Here is an 18,498-nt window from a genome sequence, read left to right on the forward strand (position 1 = left end):
CGGCGGCCGGGGTGTGGCCCGACCGTGACGCTCCCGGGACACCGCCTGCCGTCGATACGTCCGGCGCGGGGCCGGCCGGTGTCGGGCGGATGAACAGCCGGGCCGTCGGTGACCGTGCTCGGGCTCGTGTGCGCGCACGTCGGCGGCCGGAAGGCGCCAAGGCGGACGCCGCGTTGGCCCCTGGCCGGGCCGATGCCCCGACGCGTGGGAAACATGTTGTCCGGCAGCGGGGGCGGTCGGGGAGAATGGCGCGCATGGACACCGCTGCGCGGATGGTGGGGCGCTTGATGGCTGCGACGCGGGCGGTGCGGGCCTCAGGGGGCAGGGCGCAGGCATCCTCCCCCCGGGCCGGACCTCTACCGCACCATCGACCTTGGAGGCCGCCATGCCCGACGTGCCCGACGTAGTCAGTGTGCTCGCTGTGTTCGCGCACCCGGACGACGAGTCGCTGCTCGCCGGGGGCGTGCTCGCCCAGCATGCGGCGGCCGGGGCGCGGACGGGTGTGGTCACCTGTACGTGGCAGCCCGGGACCCGTCGTGCCGACGAGCTCGCGGCGGCGCTTCGGGTCCTGGGCGCGGGCGAACCGCGGATGCTGGGCTACGCCGACCACCGCGCCGGCGACTCCGCACCCGGGCGGCCCCGGCTGTGCGATGCGCGGCTGGACGCCGTGGTGGAGGACATCGTCCGTGAGATCAGGGCGTTCCGGCCCCGGGTCGTGGTGACCCACGATGCCTACGGGCAGCTGACCGGCCACCCGGACCACCGGCAGACCCACCGCGCCACCCTGCTCGCCGTGACCGCCGCAGGACTCGAACACCTCTACGCCGAGGCCGGCGAGCCGTGGCAGCCCGACGCCCTCCACCTGGCCACGCACCCCCACGCGGGTATCGCCGACCTCGGCCCTCTCCTCACCGGCGCCGCCAAGTCCGTCCTCAGCGTCCCCGACCACACGGTCACCCTCACCCGTGACGTCACCCCGTGGCTGGACCGGAAGTGGGCCGCGATCACCGCCCACCAGAGCCAGCTGAAGGGCGAGCGCCCCTTGCCCGGCCTGTTGTCCCGCCTTCCCGACGACGTGCGGCAACGGATCCTCGCGACGGAGTACTTCACGGTCCTGCCGCTCCGGTGAGCCGCGTCCCCTTCCTCGACCAGGCACAGCTCGTCGTCCTGCAAGAGGTCCTCCTTCGCTCGGGCGGGGCGGGGCGGGGTGGGGCGGCGGGGTGAGGTGGGGGGGCGGTCGCTACGGCGCGACCGGTCGCGCCTGCGCGCGGGCGGCGACCATCCGCACGTGCTCCTCGAAGAACCAGCGCGGGTCCCCGCCCATCCGAACCAGCAGGACCAGCGCCGTCACCGCCACGTCGCACGCCTCCTTCCGCACGTCGTCCCAGTCATGGGAACGCCCCTTGCGCGGGTTCTCACCGAGCGCCCCGATCGCCGCCTCCGCGACCTCGCCGACCTCCTCCTGGAGCTTCACGATCTGCACCAGCCAGCGCTGCTCACCGACCATCGTGGAGTGCGAATCAAGGCCTTGGGCAAGGGAGTTGAGCGTCTTCCAGGTGTCGTCCATGGCGGTGGATCCTGCCGCTGTTCGAACCGCTCGTTCAACACGGGCGGTTCTCGGCGAGCCTGTGGCGAACGCGGCGTTTTCGAGCAGCAGTCCGCCCCGGCGCCGACCCGGCCCGCCGGGCGTTCCCACGGCCGAACCCGCCCGCGCCCGGTTCGACGCCCGCCCGGAAAGTTCACCTGACCGGGTGCAATCCCGGACGCGGCCCGCATTCGAGTCCCGCCCCCCGCACAGACCCCCACCGACCCCACACCGGCCCCCGGTGCTGCCGGGTCCCGGTGCCCCACCATAGGCTTGCCACCATGACCGGCGATCGAATGACTGTGCACACCGCCCTGGAGACCCTGCTGGCCGGCAACCGCCGATTCACGGCGGGCGCCCCCGAGCACCCCAACCAGGACGCTGCCCGGCGGGCCGCCACCGCCCCCGCCCAGAGCCCGTTCGCGGTCCTGTTCGGCTGCTCCGACTCCCGCCTGGCCGCGGAGATCATCTTCGACCAGGGCCTGGGCGACCTCTTCGTGGTCCGCACCGCCGGGCACGTCGTCGGCGCGGAGGTGCTCGGCAGCATCGAGTACGGCATCAGCGTGCTCGGCAGCCCGCTGGTCGTCGTCCTCGGCCACGACTCCTGCGGCGCCGTAGCCGCCACCCGCGCCGCCGTCGAGGAGGGGGCCACCGCCACCGGCTACGTGCGCGACGTGATCGAGCGCGTGACGCCCAGCGTGCTGGCGGCGCGCGCGGCCGGCTACACGGAGAACTCCGACTTCATCGACACCCACATCGAGCACACCGTCGACCTGCTCCTGGAGCGCTCGCGCACCCTCGCCGAGGCCGTCGCCGCCGGCACGGCCGCCGTGATCGGGGTCTCCTACCGCCTGGCCGACGGCACCGCCCACCTGGTGACCTCCCACGGTCTGGAGAAGCCCGCCGACTCGCCCTCCTGACCGACGCGGCACGACCCGGCACGACCCCGCACAACCCGACGGCAACGCGAGCCCCCCCACGATCCCGCAGGTCAGAGGATCCGCGCCTCGCTGTGGGCCCGGCGGTCGGCGCCGAGGGGGCGCAGGTCGCGGGCGTAGTGGGCCAGCGCCGGGAAGCGTTCGGGGTCGGCACCGAGCACCGGGACGCGGAACTGCTCCATGCCCTGTGCGTACTCCTCCGAGGTGATGGTGCTGATGCCCGCCTCGGAGGAGATCAGCGCGGCGGGGCGGGTCACCAGGCGGTGGTACCCCACCGGGACCTCCTCGTCGCGCAGGCCGGAGACGCGTCGGGCCTGCAGCATCTCCTCCATCGCCGTCCGCGATCCGGTGCCGCCGGACAGTCGGCCCCGAGCGCGGCGGCGAGTCTGCCCACGCTGAACGACCCGGCCTCGCTCGCACGTCTCAGCTCAGCGCGCGCCGATCTGCGGCCTGAACGCGCGGATCGAATCGTGCCCTTCCCGCACGACCGCGTAGCTCGACTCGGGAACGGGGTTCCAGGCCCCCGGCAGGTCGCCCAGCGGCTCGGAGACGATGATGCGGGTCTCCTCGGAGGCCCGTCGCAGGACGGGGTTGTCCGGATGCAGGGCACGCAGCGCCTGGACGCTGGTGCTGAAGAACAGCGACCGTGAGGCGCGCCCGCTCGAATAGCGGAACGCCCACAGCTGCGTGCCCTCGGAAACGGCCACCGTCATCTGCAGGGGCTCGGCGACGCCGTGCCGGGCCGCGGTCCCCTCGACGAAGCCGGCCATGCGCTCGACGGCGCCGGGCACGTCGTCCCGCAGCCCGAAGGTGAGCGCCAGGTGGAACATCAGCTCCGAATCGGTGGAGCCCTCGATGGAGGGGTAGAGGGAGGGGTCCACGGCGAGCATCAGGTCGCGCTTGAGTCTGGGGAAGTCGTGGATCGCCCCGTTGTGCATCCACAGCCACGGCCCGTACCGGAAGGGGTGGCAGTTGGTCTGCTGCACGGCGGTGCCGGTGGAGGCGCGGATGTGGGCGACGAACATCGGTGAGCGCACGCAGTGTGCCAGCTCGCGCAGGTTCCGGTCGCTCCATGCGGGCCCGGTCCCCCGGACGACCGCCGGTTCCGCGACGCGGTCGGGCTCGCCGTGATCGGCGGGGTACCACCCGATGCCGAACCCGTCGCCGTTGGTCGTCTCCACGCCCATTCTGGCGTGCAGGCTCTGATCGATCAGCGAGTGTTCGGGTTTGTAGAGCAGTTCCTCCAGCATGATCGGGGAACCGGAATAGGCCAGCCAGCGACACATGCGGCTCACCTTCCTCACGGGATCGCGGTGCGCAGCCCTTCGGCCGGGTCCTTCCACGGTAGGCCGAGGAGCCGGGCCGGGCACGGGGAGCACCTCGGGCGACCCGGGCGACGCCCCGCCCCTCCCCGGCCGGTCCCGTCGTCAGCCGGACTTGGCGGCGCGCAGGAAGTCGGCGATCAGCGCCGGGTCCTTGACGCCGCGCCGCGCCTCGACACCGCTGGAGACGTCCACGCCCCACGGCCTGGCGACCGCGATCGCGTCGGCGACGTTGGCCGGGCTCAGCCCGCCGGCCAGCAGCCACCGGCCCGCGGGCGGCTTCGCGCCCAGCGCGGACCAGTCCCACGGTTCCCCGGCGCCCGCGACCGGTGCGTCGAGCAGCAGCAGGTCCTCGCCGAAGTCCCCGGAGTCGGCGCCGGCCGCCGCCGCGGCCGAGGTGGCCCGGATCAGCGGCAGGCCCAGGTCGGACAGCTCGGCGAAGGCCGCGGCCGGGTGGTTGCCGTGCAGCTGCACCGCCCGCACGCCGGTGGCGCGGACGGCGGCCCGCACGTACTCGGCCGGTTCCTCCCGGAACACGCCCACTGTCAGGACGCCCTCGGGGACCGCGTCCGCCAGTTCCCGCGCCAGCTCCGGCGACACCCGGCGCGGGCTCTCGGTGAGCACGAACCCGATCGCGTCGGCACCGGCTTCCACCGCGGCGGCGACGTCGGCCGCGGTGCTGAGACCACAGATCTTCACGAACACGTTCCCGGACGCTCCCTACTGGACGGCGGCTGCCAGCGTACCGCCGGAAGGGCCGCCCGCCGGGGTCAGCGCGGGAACCGGTCCGCGTAGGGGTCGGGTTCGCCGGGGAAGGGGTCACGACCGGCTTTCCAGCGCCGCTCCTGCTCGCGCCGGCGGACGACGACCGGCGAGGGGGCGCCCCGGAGGGAGGAGAGTCGCTTAGCTCCCCCACCTTCCGGTCCGGTGGATTCAACCCAGCGGCGGGGTCCGACAACGACGCTCGACCGTCCGCGCCCGGCGTCCACGCCCCTCCCTCACCGATACCTTTCCGACCGCCCCCATCCCCCCCTTTATCGCTCTGACATTGCATCAAAATTGCCCTGAATGACGCACTTATGTCTGATTTTTCTGTAATCGAAGAGACTGCGGAGATCGCCTGAATACCTGGCGATCCGTCACCCGGTTCGTGTTCAGATCGATACAAACCTCATGAGTTTCTCATCTCCTCCTTATGAGATCTTTATTCTCCTGACCCCTCATCAGGTCGGATTCAGAGAAGACGATCCCTTGGGAGTAGCGTTGCTACGGAAGTCCCAGGCCTCATCTGCATTCGCAGGTGGGGCCTTCACTACGCGCAGAGCCCGGCGAATAGCCGTGCTCGCCGCTCTCGGTCTGCTGGTGGAGACCGGAGTGGCGCTCAACGGGCTGACCGCGCCCCCGGCGGCCGCTCAGCCCGCGCCGCCCGCCCGGTCCACCGCCTCCTCCGTGACGGAGGCGCCCGACCAGGCGTCGGCGCTGCTGGCGGCGCGGATGAACAACCGGCGGATCGAGGTGACCGGGGCCCGGACCGAGACCCTCACCCTGTGGGCCAACCCGGACGGCACCCTCAGCCAGGAGCTGTCGACCGGCCCGATCCGGATGAAGGTCGGCGAGGCGTGGGTGCCCGTCGACACCACGCTGGTGGAGACCCCCGACGGGAAGATCGCGCCCAAGGCGCACCCGGAGGGCCTGGTGTTCTCCGGCGGCGACGCCTCGGTGAAGGTCGGCGACCCGCTGCCGCCGGCCGACGCGTCGCCGGCCGCGGGCGTGGCCGCGAGCGCGCGGGCCCCCCGCAGCGCCGCCGCCCCGCTCACCGCCGCCCCGCTCGCCGCCCCGGCGGCCGACCCGCAGGCCCCGGCTCCGGCCCCGGCTCCGACTCCGGCCGAGCGGGACCTGGTGAAGGTCGGCTCCGGTGACCGGCAGGTCGAGCTGGGCTGGCTGGGCAAGCTGCCCAAGCCGACGCTCTCCGGCTCCACCGCCACCTACACGGACGCCCGCCCGGGCGTGGACCTGGTGCTGGAGGCCACCCGCACCGGCTTCGAGCAGTACCTGATTGTCAAGAACCGCGACGCGGTGTCCCAGGCCGGCACGCTGACGCTGCCGCTGGACACCACCGGCTACCGGGTGGAGCGCCAGGAGGACGGCTCGATCCACCTGACCGACGCGGCGGGCGGCAAGCCCACCGTGCGGATCCCCGCCCCGGTGATGTGGGACGCCGCCGTGGACGAGAAGTCCGGCGAGCACCTGCACCGCGGCGCGGTGTCGATGGAGCTGCGCGGCGAGGGCGCGGGCGCCGAACTGGTCTTCAGCGCGGACCCCGCGTTCCTGACCGACCCGGCCACGCTGTTCCCGGTGACCATCGACCCGGTGGTCGACGTCGGCACGAACTTCGACACCTTCGTCCAGACCGACTACAGCACCGACCAGTCCTCGGCCACCGAGCTGAAGGTCGGCACGTACAACGGCGGCGCCGTCAAGGCCCGTTCCTTCCTGCACTTCCCGGGCGGCGGGTTCAACGGGAAGCAGATCATCAACGCCAAGCTGTACCTGGCCAACTTCCACTCCTTCTCCTGCAGCCCCCGGAAGTGGGAGGTCTGGGCGGCCCAGTACGCGAGCACCGGCAGCAGGTGGAGCAACCAGCCCGGCCTGATCTCCAAGTACGGGGAGTCCAGCGAGACCTGGGACATCGCGGGCGACGGCGACGGGTACGACTGCTACAACTCCAGCGGCGGCTGGTGGGCGGGGGCGGACGTCACCGGCCTGGTCCAGGCCTGGGCCGGCATGGGCGCGAGCACCTACGCGCTCGGCCTGAAGGCCGCCGACGAGAACGACTCCTACGGCTGGAAGAAGTTCGAGTCCTCCGAGGGAGCCCACTCCCCGTTCCTGTCGATCACCTACAACACGGTCCCGCCGACCCCGTCGACGGTCGACGTACTGCCCTCCCAGCAGGGCAACCCGCGCTACACCTCCTCCGCCACCCCGGTCTTCCAGGTACTGGCCAACGACCCGGACGGCGGTGACGTCGGCGCCGACTTCGACCTGTACCGCGAAGGCGTCTTCGTCAAGCGCGCCTACAAGCAGGGTCCCAACGGCAGCTACCTGCAGGCCCGGCCGAGCGACTTCGGCCTGACCCGGCTCGACGAGGGTGTGCAGTACTCGATCGGCTCGCGGCTCTGGGACGGCCGGGTCAACTCCGGCTGGACGCCCAGCGTCACGGTGATCGCCGACACGGTGAAGCCCGGCGCACCGTTCGCCAGCTCCGCCTCCTACCCGTCGGACGGCCTGTGGCACGGCGCCGCCGGGCAGGCCGGCACCTTCACCTTCACCCCGGCCGGCGGGGTCACCGACCAGATCGCCTTCGTCCACAGCCTCGACGGCGCCGCCGCGGTGACCGTCGACGCCACCGGCCCGGCGAACGCCACCATCACCCCGCCCACCGACGGCCACCACACCCTGAAGGTCCAGTCGAAGGACCGGGCCGGCAACCTGTCCGACCCGACCGTCTACTCCTTCTCGGTCGGCCAGGCCGGGCTGGTCTCCCCCATCGACGGAAGCCAGACCGCCAAGCGCGTCAAGCTGCAGGTCGACGCCCAGACCCAGTACAAGCGGGTGGTCTACCAGTACCGGCGCGGCCCCGGCGCGACCGAGTACAACGTGCCGCTCGCCAATCTGACCAAGGCCGACAACACGCCCGTCACCGACCCCAAGCCGCTGCTCGCCGACCTCGGCCCGCACGCCAACTGGACGGTCGTCGACACCCTCGGCAACGTCGGCGGCGTCGTCCAGGTCCGCGCCCTGCTCTTCCCGCAGGACGGCTTCGGCAACGGCTACGCGACCGCCTGGAACACCATCACCGTCGACCGCAACGCCGACGGCGCGGCCGGCAGCGGGATCGGCCCCGGCTCGGTCAACCTGCTGACCGGCGACTACTCGGTCGACGTCACCGACGCCGACGAGTTCGGCGTCTCGGTGAAGCGCTCCTCCTCCTCGCGCGACCTCGGGCGGGGCTGGCAGCCCCAGGGCGAGCGCCTGACGGCCAACCAGCGGCAGCTCGGCTTCGACACCAACGGCTACTCCGCCGGACAGGCCACCATCGAGCGTTCCACCGCCCGCGGCCACGACAACAGCACCGACTCGCTGCGCATCGTCGCCACCGGCCAGGACTCCTACGCCGCCATCGGCGACAACTCGATGGCCATGGGCATGAAGCCCGGCAAGACCTACCGGCTCACCGGCTGGATCTACGTGCCGTCCGGCACCGGTCTGAACCCCGACTACGCCGACCGCGGCCTGCGTCTGGCCGGCTTCACCAGGACCTCGGCCGGCTACGCCCAGGTGACCTCCGCGAAGGCCGGGTTCACCGACGGCTGGCAGCAGCTGACGGTCGACATGGCCGTCCCGCAGGGCGCCACCGAGGCGTTCTTCCGCCTCTACAACGGGTTCTCCGGGGGCGGCAAGGAGGTCTTCTTCGACGATCTGTCGCTCAAGGAGATCGTCGCACCGTTCGGTCCGCAGTGGTCCGGCGGCCCGGACGCGGGAGCCGGTTCCGACTACCGCTCGCTGACCTTCCCCGAGTCCGACCTCGCGGAGATCAAGGGCAACGACGACACCTCGCTCACCTTCGCCAAGGGCTCCGACGGCACCTTCTTCCCGGAGCCGGGGGCGGAGTCGCTGACCCTGACCGCCCAGCCCGCCGTGGCCGGCCTGATCACCACGCCGACCACCGGACGCTGCCTGGACGTCAACGGCTCCAACACCGCCAACGGCACCGCCATCCAGACCTGGGACTGCAACACCTCCGCTGCGCAGCAGTGGATCCTGGGTGACCGGGGCTCGGTCTCCGCGCTCGGCAAGTGCCTGGACGTCCCCAACTCCTCCACCGCGGACTACACCAAGATCCAGCTGTGGGAGTGCAACGGCACCGGCGCCCAGCAGTGGGAGGTCCGCCCGGACGGCAGTCTGATGAACGCCAACTCCGGCAAGTGCCTCGACGCCCCGGACTCCGGCGGCCAGGGCACCCAGGTCACCCTGCACTGGTGCCACGGCGGTCCCAACCAGAAGTGGACCCCGGCCAACTCCGGTACCACCTACAAGCTCGCCGACCTCGACGGCAGCGTCACGGTCTTCGCCCGCGGCCTCGGCACGAGCGAGTTCCAGGTCCAGAGCGAGACCGGTCCCGAAGCGGCCTCCACCACCCGCTACGTCTACGACGTCACCGACGGCCGGGTGCTGCCCAAGCGCGCCGTCCCGACGGTGGAGCCCGGCGTGGACGACGCGGGCGGCTGCCTGGCCGGGGCCCTGCCGCGCGGCTGCGAGGCGATGGACTACGACTACGCCGTCACCACGACGGCGGTGGCCGGGACCCCCGGTGACTTCACCGACCGGATCCGCTCGGTGAAGGCGTGGTCGTGGAACCCGATCACGTCCAAGCAGGAGGCCGTCGAGGTCGCGCACTACGCGTACGACGAGCGCGGCCGACTGGTGCAGGTCTGGGACCCGCGTCTGGCCCAGCCGCTGAAGACCACGTACAGCTACGACGCCGACGGCCGGGTCACGCAGATCGGTGCCGCCGGCGAGCTGCCGTGGAACTTCGACTACGGCAAGGCCGCGGCCGACCAGGACCCGGGGCGTCTGCTGAAGGTCCGTCGGGCCTCTCTCGCCCAGGGCAGCAAGGACCAGGTCAGCGGCGAGGTCGCGACCAGCGTCGTCTACGAGGTGCCGCTGACGGTCGGCGCGGGCGGTCCGTACGACCTCGCGGGTGCCGATGTGGCCAAGTGGGCGCAGCTGGACGCTCCCACCGACGCGACCGCGGTGTTCGGGCCGGAGGACGACCCGGGCACCAGCACCGCCACGGCGGCCAAGCCGGGCAAGGACGGCTACAAGCCGGCCGCGGTGCACTACCTCAACGCCTCCGGCAACGAGGTCAACACCGCGAGCCCGTCGGTCACGCCCGGCGGTGACATCGACACCACCGAGTACGACCGCTACGGCCACGCCGTGCGCACCCTGGAGGCCACCAACCGGGCGATCGCCCTGGGGACCCACCCGGAGACCGCGCGCTTCGTCGAGGAGCTCGGCCTGCCCGCCGCGTCCGCGGACCGGGCCCGCCTGCTCGACTCCCGCACCACCTACACCGCCGACGGCCTCGACGTCCTGGAGACCCTCGGCCCGCTCTACCGCGCCAGCCTCGCCGAGGACATCGCCGCCGGCACCAACCCGGCGACCGTCACGGTCGAGGGCGAGAGCATGCCCCGCCTGGGCACGACCGCCGAGGTCATCACCCAGAACGGCGACGGCAGCTGGGTCGGCGGAGGCGGCTGGTCCGGCAACGCCCAGGTGATGCTCCTCGGCAAGAAGGCCGGCGACAGCGCCTCGTTCCGGGTCACCGTCCCGGAGGAGGGCAAGTACCTGCTCTCCGCCAAGATGACCAAGGCCATCGACTACGGCATCGTCAAGTTCGTTCTCGACGGCACCGACGTCACCGGCAGCTTCGACGGCTACAACAACGGCGTCACCACCACCCCGTGGTCCGCCGGCGCCCCGGTGCAGCTGGCCCGCGGCGACCACCAGCTCGACCTGGTCGTCACCGGCACCAACCCGTCCGCCGGCCCGCCGTACTTCCAGGCGGGCATCGACACCCTCACGCTGACCAAGACGACGGTCAACCCGGCCCTTCCGGCGGGGACCTCGGTGGTGGCGCGGGACCACAACACCAGCACCTACGACGAGGGGAAGCCGGACGGCAAGGCGTACCACCTGGTCACCACGGCCACGGACGGTGCCCGGATCGAGGGCTACGCCGACGACGTCGAGCTGCGGGTCACCAGGACCGGCTACGACACGCCGATCGGCGGGACGTCGGGCTGGGTCCTGAAGACCGCGACGTCGGTGACCACCGACGCGCTGGGCGCGAAGCTGACGGCCACGGTCAAGTACGACGCCCACGCCCGCGCGGTGGAGTCCCGCAAGCCGGGCTCCAACGGCGCGGACGCCGGCACGGTCAAGGCGGTGTACTACACCGCCGGCGCCAACCCGGACGACGCCCTGTGCGGCAACCGTCCCGAGTGGGCGGGCCTGGCCTGTGTCACCATGCCCGGTGGTGCGATCACCGGTGCGGACGCGACCCGGATGCCGACCACGCTGCCGGTGAAGCGGGTCACCCGCTACTCGCCGTTCGGCGAGCCGGAGGAGACGACCGAGACCAACGCGGGCAAGTCCCGCAAGACGGTCACCACCTACGACGGCGCGGACCGCATCACCTCCACCGAGATCACCTCGGACGAGGGCAAGCCGCTCCCGAAGGTCACCACCGAGTACGACCCGGCCACCGGCGACATCGTGAAGACGAACGCCGGCGGCAAGTCGCTGACCCGGGTGATGGACCAGCTCGGCCGGCTCATCTCCTACACCGACGCCGACGGCGGCACCACCACCAGCGAGTTCGACAAGTTCGGCAAGCCGGTGAAGGTCACCGACCCGACCGGTTCCACCACCTACACCTACGACCGCGCCAAGGAGCCGCGCGGACTGGTCACCTCCGTCAACGACAGCGTCGCGGGTGAGTTCACCGCCAAGTACGGTCCGGACGGCCAGCTGGTCGAGCAGACCTACCCCGGCGGGATCGTCCGCAAGGACACCACCAACGCCGTCGGCGAGGCCACCGGCCGCACCTACACCCGCACTTCCGACAACAAGGTCATCTGGGCGCAGAGCGCCGTCATCTCCACCCAGGGCCAGGTGGCCAAGGACACCAGCTCCACCGCCACCCGCTCCTACCAGTACGACCGGCTCGGCCGGCTGGTGAAGGCCGAGCAGTCCACGGTCGCCACCGGCTGCGTCACCCGCCAGTACGCCTTCGACGCCCACTCCAACCGCCTGTCGAAGTCGACGTCCCCGAAGGGGGCGTCCGGCCAGTGCAGTGCGGACGGGGCCACGGCGGAGAACCACACCTACGACAGCGCCGACCGGCTGACCGACGCGGGCTTCTCCTACGACGCCTTCGGGCGCACGGTGAAGACCGCGAGCGGTGCGACCAACACCTACTGGGCGAACGACCGCGTGGCCGCCCAGGAGAAGGGGGACACCAAGCAGGAGTGGGCCGTCGACGCCGCCCACCGCCTGACCGCGTTCACCACCAGCAAGAAGCAGGCCGACGGTACCTGGGCGAACGCCTCCTCGAAGCTGAACCACTACGGCGACGACGGTGACGAGGTCCGCTGGACCGTCGAGGACACCACCGAGGGCACCCTGACCCGCAACGTCTCGGGCCCGGATGCCGACCTGGTCGCCACCACCAGCAAGACGGGTGACGTCCAGCTCCAGCTGACCAACCTGTTCGGCTCGGTGGTCATCGCCACCGACACCGCGCTGACCAAGCCGGTCGTGCTCGATTTCGACGAGTTCGGCATCCCGCAGGACGGCCAGACGAACGTCCGCTACGGCTGGCTGGGCGGCAAGCAGCGCTCCGCCGAGGCCCAGGACGGCGACATCCTCATGGGTGCCCGCCTCTACAGCCCGGCCCTCGGCCGCTTCCTGCAGATCGACCCGGTGCCCGGCGGCAACGCCGGCGCCTACGACTACTGCACCGGCGACCCGGTCAACTGCACCGACCTCGACGGCAACTGGGGCATGCCCAAGTGGCTGAAGAAGACGGTCCAGGTCGTGGCGGTCGTGGCCGAGGTCGTGGCCACCGTGGTCCCCGGCCCCATCGGCGCCGTCGCGGCCGCCGTCTCCTCGGTCTCCTACGCCGCCACCGGAAACTGGCAGAAGGCCGCCGAGATGGCCGTCACCGCCGTGGCTGCCACGGTCGGCGCCGGCCCCGTCGTCAAGGCGGCGGCTACCGCGGTCAAGTCCAGCCGAGCCGCCTCCAGGGTGCAACGGGCCGCCTCGACCGCACGGAACCTGTTCCGTCAGTCAGGATGCAACTCCTTCGCACCCGACACCTTGGTGCTGATGGGCGACGGCTCAGCGGCGCGGATCGACCAGGTCCAGATCGGTGACTACGTGTGGTCGACCGACCCGGCGACGGGCGAGTCCCGTGCGGAGCCCGTCGTGAACGTCATCGTCGGGTACGGGACGAAGCACCTCATCGAGATCGGCACCGGCGAGGAGGGCACCCAGCTCGTCCGGGTGACCGCCGAGCACCCGCTGTGGGTCGCCGGGAAGGGCTGGACGGACGCGGCGAAGGTCGGCATCGGCGACCAGCTCATCGCCCCGGACGGGACGCTTAGCGATGTGACGGAGACCAACGACCGCGGATTCGTGGCCGATCAGCTGGTCTTCAACCTCAACGTCGGCAACCAGCACACCTTCTCAGTCCGGATGGGCGACGGCTGGGCGCTGTCCCACAACAAGTCCGCGGTGTGCCAGATCTCCCAGCAGAAGCAGGCACAGCACGTCCGGGGAACGGCGGAATACTTCCGCGAGGTCAAGAAGCGGGGCGGTATCTCCAGCTTCAACGGTTGGGCCTCCGCCCGTCGACTCGTCAACCTGGCCTGGAAGCATGGGAAGGTGATCACGAAGGAGAAGCACAAGGAGGTCCGGGAACTCGACTTCGGCTTCGCCGTGGGGACCGACTCCAGGGGGAGGGCACAGACAAAGGTCCGCGTCCACAAGGACAAGAAGAACAAGATCCACGGTCACCCGTCGGGTCCTGGGAGGCGCTGACGTAGGTCTCGCCGCTTCCTGATCCGGTCCGGCCCGGTGCCTCGCGGTTCCGCCGCGAAGCACCGGGCCGGCCGCACCTGTCCACCAATGAAGGAGAGGAGGTCCTGCGATGACCGCGACCGCCTACGTGGAGTTCGTCCGCCGTGCCTACGGGAGCCTTGAACGCCCCACCTACCACGCGATTCTGAAACTGCTGGAACGGGATCCCTACCGGTCCCTCCGGTCGGAATTCCCCCCGTCGTGGAGTGTCGAGGACGTGACCGACGAGAACGACGACGTCGGCTCCGTGTGGCGGATCACCTGGGGTGGGGGCGGGACGCTGCTCCGCCTCTCAATGATCGGACCGTACGCGACCGCCTTCCGGCTGCACTCCGCCGGCTATGCGACGGGGGAGTGCGTGTTTCCGCCGGCCACTGAGGGTGAGGGGGCCGCCGGTCGGGAAGAGGAACGTCGGCTCGCGGACATCGTCCGCGGGGCAGGTTTCGCGCTCCTGTCACGCGCCGAGCTCGACCGGACTGTCCCGCTGCGCCTCGCAAACGCCGACGAACCGGTCACCCTCTACGAGGCCCTTTTCTCGTACGCCTGACGGAAGGTCGAGTGGTCGGCCGGAATCGATGCCGTGGACGGCTGCGCAGCCGTCCACGGCATCGGCCGTTTCTCGGTGGTCCTGGTCATCACAGGCGCCCGCCGCCGTCGACGTGCAGGACGGTGCCGGTGACGAAGGGGCTGGTCATGGCGCAGTGGACGGCGCGGGTGAGGTCTTCGGATTTCTTCGGTTGCGGACCGAGGCCGTCCTCGGAACGGGTGGGTCCGAACGTGTACAGCAGGGGCGGCGACTCGCCGCACCCGCAGGTCCTCCGGCCGACGACACCCTCCCCCGACGAACTGCCCGAACCGAGTGCTCCGCGACCACGCGCCTGATCGTCTCCATCGTGCAAGGAGTCCTGACCATGCGGACGTTCATCATCGACCTGACCGAGCGCACCCTCGCCACCTATGCCGTGACGTTCCTGGGCCTGCTGCTGGCCGACAACTTCGACCTGACCTCGATCGGTGCGCTCAGGGCGGCGGCGGTGGCCGCGCTGCCGGCCGCGCTGAGTGTGATCAAGGGGGCGGCGGCGAAGCGCGTCGGCGATCCGAGTTCGGCCGCGCTGCTGGTCCGCGGGCGCGACTGACCGGCGCGGCTCGCGTGCGCCGTGCGGGGCGCGGTGCCGTTCGGCGCCCGGCAGACGGCCCCTGGCGGGTCCTGGGAGGATGGCGCGATGACATCCACTTCCGCCGCTCGTGACTCGCTGGAGGGTCTGGCCCTCGGGGACGGATTCGGGGAGCGCTGGTTCCCCCTCTTCCGTACGCCCCGGGAGGCGTTCGCCCAGATCAGGGCCCGCCGGATTCCCGAGGAGGCGCCCTGGCACTGGACCGACGACACCGCGATGGCGCTGTCGGTGTACGGGGTACTGACCGCGTTCGACGCGGTGCACCAGGAGAAGCTGGCCCTCGCCTTCGGCGCGACCTACCTGGCCGACCCCGGACGCGGCTACGGGCGCGGCATGCAGCGGCTGCTGCCCGCGCTCGCGGAGTCGCCGGGCAGCTGGCGGTCGGGTGCGCGCGAACTGTTCGGCGGCGAGGGGAGCTTCGGCAACGGCGCGGCCATGCGGGTGGCACCGCTCGGGGCCTGGTTCCCCGCGGACCCGGAGGAGGCGGCCGAGCAGGCGGTGCTGTCCGCCGAGGTGACGCACGCGCACCCGGAAGGGGTGGCCGGCGCGGTGGCGGTCGCCGTCGCGGCCTCGCTCGCCGCGGGCAGCCGTACCCGGCCCGTGCCGCAGGCCCCGGCGCTGCTCGCCGAGGTCGCCGACCGCACGCCGCCGGGGGCCGTGCGCGAGGGCCTGCGCCGCGCCGCCGACCTGGACGCCGGAACCGAGCCGTGGCAGGCCGCCGACGTCCTGGGGAGCGGGCAGCGCGTCCAGGCGGGTGACACCGTCCCCTTCGCGCTGTGGTCCGCCGCCCACCACCTGGACAGTCTGACCGACGCGCTGTGGACCACCGCCGAGGGCCTCGGCGACGTCGACACCACCTGCGCCATCACCGCCGGGGTGGTCGCCGCCCGCACCGGCCTGGGCCGGGTGCCCCGGGAGTGGCTGACCCGTCGTGAGCCGTTGCCCGCCTGGGTCGCCGACGCCGAGGCCGACGCACCGGCGGGGTAGGGGGCGCCGGCCCGCTCGCCGCGGGCCGGTTCAGCGCCTGGACCGGCGCCCCATCGCGGGGGAGGGCGGCTCGCCGGGGGCGTCGGGGGCACGGGCGCCGTCCCGGTCGCCGTCGTCCCGGCCCGGGTCCCGGTCGCCGACCGTCACATGGGCGAGTCCCGGGCATCGGATCGCCCCGCCGTCGGTGAGCGGGATGCGTCCCGGGCCGCCACGTCCCCAGATCATCCCGCCGTCACCGCCTCGTGCGCCGCGCACGGGGCGCACGTCCACCCGGTCGCGGTCCGGGCCTGCCGGGCCCGGGCCGTCTGATCGTTGGTCATACCGACGATCCTGCCCGGCCCGGGGCGCCGTTCGCCTGAGTACCGGTACTCAACTCCGCCCGGGCGCTTCGCCAGAGCGGCACCGGACCGCCGACCCCCGGGACGGGGAACCCGCGATCCGGCAGCCGTCGGTCCCCCGTCCGGCCGAGCGGCGCGGGCGGGTGGACGTACGCCGGTTGTCCGCCGCTCCGCGGTGCGCCTAACCTGCTGCTGTGTCCTCGTCAGCGCGGGGTTCCGCGACCACGGCCTACGTACACGGAAAGCTGCCCGGCGCGGTACCGGTGCTCGGGCACCTGCCCGTGCTGGCCCGGGACCCGGCGCGGTTCCTGGGGCGGCTGCACGCGTACGGCGACCTGGTGGAGATCCGGCTGGGGACGTACCGGCTGGTGGTGCCCTGCCATCCGGAGCTGCTGCGGCAGGTGTACGCCGACGACCGCACCTTCGACAAGGGCGGGCCGATCTACGGCCGCTTCCGGGAGATCCTCGGCAACGGGCTGCCCACCTGCGCCCACGCCGACCACCGGCGCCAACGCCGGATGCTGCAACCGGAGTTCCGGCCCGAGCGGCTGGCCGCGTACGCCGAGGTGATGAGCCGGGAGGCGGCGCTGCTGGCCGGCTCCTGGCGGCACGGTGAGGTGGTGGACGTCTTTCCCGCCTGCTACCGCTTCACCCTGCGGGTGGTGACCCGCACACTGCTCGGCACCGAGGTACCGGACGCGCTCGCCGAGCGGCTGCAGCACTCCTTCGAGACCGCCTTCGCCGGGGCGCTGCGGCGGCTCTGGATGCTGCCCGCGGGCCCGGGCTACCGGCGGGCGGTCCGGACACTGCGGCAGACCGTCGCCGACCTGGTGCGCGACCACCGCGCCCACGGCCCGGGCCGCACCGACCTGCTCGCCGGACTCGTCGCCGCCCGCGACGAGGACGGATCGACGCTCTCCGACGCCGAACTGCACGACCAGGTGGTCGCCATGCTGCTGGCCGGCACCGAGACCACGGCCTCGCAACTCTCCTGGACGCTGCGGCTGTTGACGGCCCACCCGGAGGCCCTGGCCGCCGTACGGGCGGAGGTCGACGCCGTGCTGCCGGACGGCCGGCCCGCCGGGTGGGGCGACCTGCCACGGCTGTCGGCCACCACCCGGGTGCTGACCGAGGCCCTGCGGCTCTACCCGCCCGGCTGGGTGCTGCTGCGCACCTGCGCCCGTGGGACCGAGCTGGGCGGGCGCGTCCTGCCGCGCGGCAGCCAGGTGCTGGTCAGCCCGTACGTCGCCCACCACAATCCGCGGATCTTCGCCGACCCGGACCGGTTCGATCCGGACCGCTGGCTGCCCGAGCGGGCCGCCGCCCTGCCGCGCTGGGGGTTCGCCGGATTCGCCAACGGCCCGCGGCAGTGCCTCGGCGCCGACTACGCCCGGGCCGAGGCGGCGATCGCGCTGGCCACCCTGCTCGCCCGCTGGCATCCGGCGCCGGCGCCGGGCCGGCGGGCGGACGACCGCCCGATGCGGCTGACCACGGTCCTGCGGCCGCAGCGGCTGCACCTGCGGATGTTCGACCGGGGACGCTCCCGGCCGACGGTGGACGGCAACTGACGCACCGCCCGGAACCGGCCGGCTACGGGCAGGCCGTTGTCGGACGTCTCCCCTAGCGTCCTCGGCATGACTACTGTGAGCGCAACAACACCGGTCACCGGCACCGCCTCCGCCCACCGGGACGGCGGCGGGCACCCCGCCCTGGACGGCGCGCCCGTCTCCCGTCTCTCCGGCACCCTGCGCGCGGCGCTGCTCGGGCTGGCCGCCCGGCTCGACCCGGCGGGTGCGGCGGCCGATCCCGACTGGGCGGTCTGCGCGGCGCTGCGGCTGGTGGTGGCCGGGGCCTACGACACCGCCGAACCCGGCGAGGAGCCGGGGCTGCTGTACGTCACCCCGCCGGTGGCCGAACTGGGCAGCCGGCCGGTGTGGCTGGAGCGGGCGCGGCCGGGCGGACCGGTCACCGCCAGATTTCCGGCCGACCGCTGCTGACGCGCCGCTGCCGACCCGGCACCGGCGGGTCGGCAGCGGTGACCGGCCACCGCCGGGGGCCTCAGGCCTTCTTGACCACGCTGGACTTGAGCTGCATGGCGCCGAAGCCCTCGATCCGGCAGTCGATGTCGTGGCCGTCGACGCCGTCGACCAGCCGGATGTTGCGCACCTTGGTGCCGGCCTTGATGCCGGAGACGCTGCCCTTGACCTTGAGCGCCTTGACGACGGTCACGGTGTCGCCGTCGTTCAGGACGTTGCCGACCGAGTCCTTGATCACCCGCTCGCCGGACGCGGCCTCGCCGCCGTCGGTGGCGGGCTCCCACTCGTGGCCGCACTCCGGGCAGACCATGAGGGCGTCCATCTCGTAGGTGTACTCGCCGGAGCACTTCGGGCAGGCGGGGAGGTTGTCGCTCATGTGATCAGACTATCCAGTCGTTCGAGTAGTGGT

General features: G+C 72.4%; 13 protein-coding genes and 1 pseudogene. 8 read left to right on the plus strand and 6 right to left on the minus strand.

Annotation, left to right across the window (positions count from 1 at the left end; translation table 11 throughout):
• The first annotated feature begins 385 nt into the window (after positions 1–385).
• Positions 386–1,129, plus strand: a complete 744-nt coding sequence (locus tag ACFVVU_RS10245) for a PIG-L deacetylase family protein (RefSeq protein WP_387789112.1) — start codon at positions 386–388, stop codon at positions 1,127–1,129.
• A 111-nt stretch (positions 1,130–1,240) separates the two neighbouring features.
• Here the strand turns inward: ACFVVU_RS10245 and ACFVVU_RS10250 are convergent, their stop codons facing one another.
• Positions 1,241–1,567, minus strand: coding sequence for a MazG-like family protein (locus tag ACFVVU_RS10250; protein WP_380683082.1), 327 nt, complete (start codon positions 1,565–1,567; stop codon positions 1,241–1,243).
• A 299-nt stretch (positions 1,568–1,866) separates the two neighbouring features.
• Here ACFVVU_RS10250 and ACFVVU_RS10255 point away from each other — a divergent pair, with 299 nt between their 5' ends.
• The gene (locus ACFVVU_RS10255; protein WP_380683081.1) at positions 1,867–2,505 is read left to right on the plus strand and encodes a carbonic anhydrase; all 639 of its coding nucleotides are present in this window, start codon (positions 1,867–1,869) and stop codon (positions 2,503–2,505) included.
• 71 nt (positions 2,506–2,576) lie between these two features.
• Here ACFVVU_RS10255 and ACFVVU_RS10260 read toward each other — a convergent pair.
• The 3 genes and pseudogenes from ACFVVU_RS10260 to ACFVVU_RS10270 form a co-directional block, all read right to left on the minus strand.
• Positions 2,577–2,882: pseudogene (locus ACFVVU_RS10260) on the minus strand (TetR/AcrR family transcriptional regulator); the annotation flags it as partial.
• A 69-nt stretch (positions 2,883–2,951) separates the two neighbouring features.
• Entirely contained in the window at positions 2,952–3,809 is an 858-nt protein-coding gene (locus ACFVVU_RS10265; protein ID WP_387789210.1) for a class II glutamine amidotransferase, read from the minus strand.
• Between the two features lie 141 nt (positions 3,810–3,950).
• Positions 3,951–4,544, minus strand: coding sequence for a phosphoribosylanthranilate isomerase (locus ACFVVU_RS10270; protein WP_355369273.1), 594 nt, complete (start codon positions 4,542–4,544; stop codon positions 3,951–3,953).
• A 639-nt stretch (positions 4,545–5,183) separates the two neighbouring features.
• Between ACFVVU_RS10270 and ACFVVU_RS10275 the strand changes: the two genes are divergently transcribed.
• The 4 genes from ACFVVU_RS10275 (at position 5,184) to ACFVVU_RS10290 (ending at position 15,715) form a co-directional block, all read left to right on the plus strand.
• Positions 5,184–13,514, plus strand: a complete 8,331-nt coding sequence (locus ACFVVU_RS10275; RefSeq protein WP_387789114.1) for a ricin-type beta-trefoil lectin domain protein — start codon at positions 5,184–5,186, stop codon at positions 13,512–13,514.
• Positions 13,515–13,623: 109 nt separating this feature from the next.
• Positions 13,624–14,100 carry a hypothetical protein gene (locus tag ACFVVU_RS10280; protein WP_387789115.1) on the plus strand — a complete coding sequence of 159 codons (477 nt, stop codon included), beginning with the start codon at positions 13,624–13,626 and terminating at the stop codon, positions 14,098–14,100.
• Positions 14,101–14,464: 364 nt separating this feature from the next.
• Positions 14,465–14,689, plus strand: coding sequence for a holin (locus ACFVVU_RS10285; RefSeq protein WP_387789117.1), 225 nt, complete (start codon positions 14,465–14,467; stop codon positions 14,687–14,689).
• Positions 14,690–14,776: 87 nt separating this feature from the next.
• On the plus strand, positions 14,777–15,715 hold the full coding sequence (locus ACFVVU_RS10290; protein ID WP_387789119.1) for an ADP-ribosylglycohydrolase family protein: 939 nt from the start codon (positions 14,777–14,779) through the stop codon (positions 15,713–15,715).
• A 30-nt stretch (positions 15,716–15,745) separates the two neighbouring features.
• Here ACFVVU_RS10290 and ACFVVU_RS10295 read toward each other — a convergent pair whose 3' ends face one another.
• Positions 15,746–15,940, minus strand: a complete 195-nt coding sequence (locus ACFVVU_RS10295; RefSeq protein WP_387789121.1) for a hypothetical protein — start codon at positions 15,938–15,940, stop codon at positions 15,746–15,748.
• Positions 15,941–16,247: 307 nt separating this feature from the next.
• Between ACFVVU_RS10295 and ACFVVU_RS10300 the strand changes: the two genes are divergently transcribed.
• A complete protein-coding gene (locus tag ACFVVU_RS10300) occupies positions 16,248–17,621 on the plus strand; it encodes a cytochrome P450 (protein WP_387789123.1) in 1,374 nt (457 codons plus the stop codon).
• 66 nt (positions 17,622–17,687) lie between these two features.
• Positions 17,688–18,050, plus strand: coding sequence for a hypothetical protein (locus tag ACFVVU_RS10305; protein ID WP_387789125.1), 363 nt, complete (start codon positions 17,688–17,690; stop codon positions 18,048–18,050).
• Between the two features lie 61 nt (positions 18,051–18,111).
• On the opposite strand, the gene ACFVVU_RS10310 is transcribed toward ACFVVU_RS10305, so the two are convergent.
• Positions 18,112–18,465: a zinc ribbon domain-containing protein YjdM gene (locus ACFVVU_RS10310; protein ID WP_387789127.1), complete on the minus strand. Its 354-nt coding sequence runs from the start codon at positions 18,463–18,465 to the stop codon at positions 18,112–18,114.
• Positions 18,466–18,498: the final 33 nt, after the last annotated feature.

The organism is Kitasatospora sp. NPDC057965, assembly GCF_042887135.1.
Taxonomy (GTDB): Bacteria; Actinomycetota; Actinomycetes; order Streptomycetales; family Streptomycetaceae; genus Kitasatospora.

Coding starts and splice junctions, on each gene's coding strand:
- ACFVVU_RS10290 (WP_387789119.1), top strand. CDS start 14,777: ATGACATCCACTTCCGCCGCTCGTGACTCGCTGGAGGGTCTGGCCCTC.
- ACFVVU_RS10255 (WP_380683081.1), top strand. CDS start 1,867: ATGACCGGCGATCGAATGACTGTGCACACCGCCCTGGAGACCCTGCTG.
- ACFVVU_RS10280 (WP_387789115.1), top strand. CDS start 13,624: ATGACCGCGACCGCCTACGTGGAGTTCGTCCGCCGTGCCTACGGGAGC.
- ACFVVU_RS10265 (WP_387789210.1), bottom strand. CDS start 3,809: ATGTGTCGCTGGCTGGCCTATTCCGGTTCCCCGATCATGCTGGAGGAA.
- ACFVVU_RS10310 (WP_387789127.1), bottom strand. CDS start 18,465: ATGAGCGACAACCTCCCCGCCTGCCCGAAGTGCTCCGGCGAGTACACC.
- ACFVVU_RS10295 (WP_387789121.1), bottom strand. CDS start 15,940: ATGATCTGGGGACGTGGCGGCCCGGGACGCATCCCGCTCACCGACGGC.
- ACFVVU_RS10285 (WP_387789117.1), top strand. CDS start 14,465: ATGCGGACGTTCATCATCGACCTGACCGAGCGCACCCTCGCCACCTAT.
- ACFVVU_RS10305 (WP_387789125.1), top strand. CDS start 17,688: ATGACTACTGTGAGCGCAACAACACCGGTCACCGGCACCGCCTCCGCC.
- ACFVVU_RS10250 (WP_380683082.1), bottom strand. CDS start 1,567: ATGGACGACACCTGGAAGACGCTCAACTCCCTTGCCCAAGGCCTTGAT.
- ACFVVU_RS10245 (WP_387789112.1), top strand. CDS start 386: ATGCCCGACGTGCCCGACGTAGTCAGTGTGCTCGCTGTGTTCGCGCAC.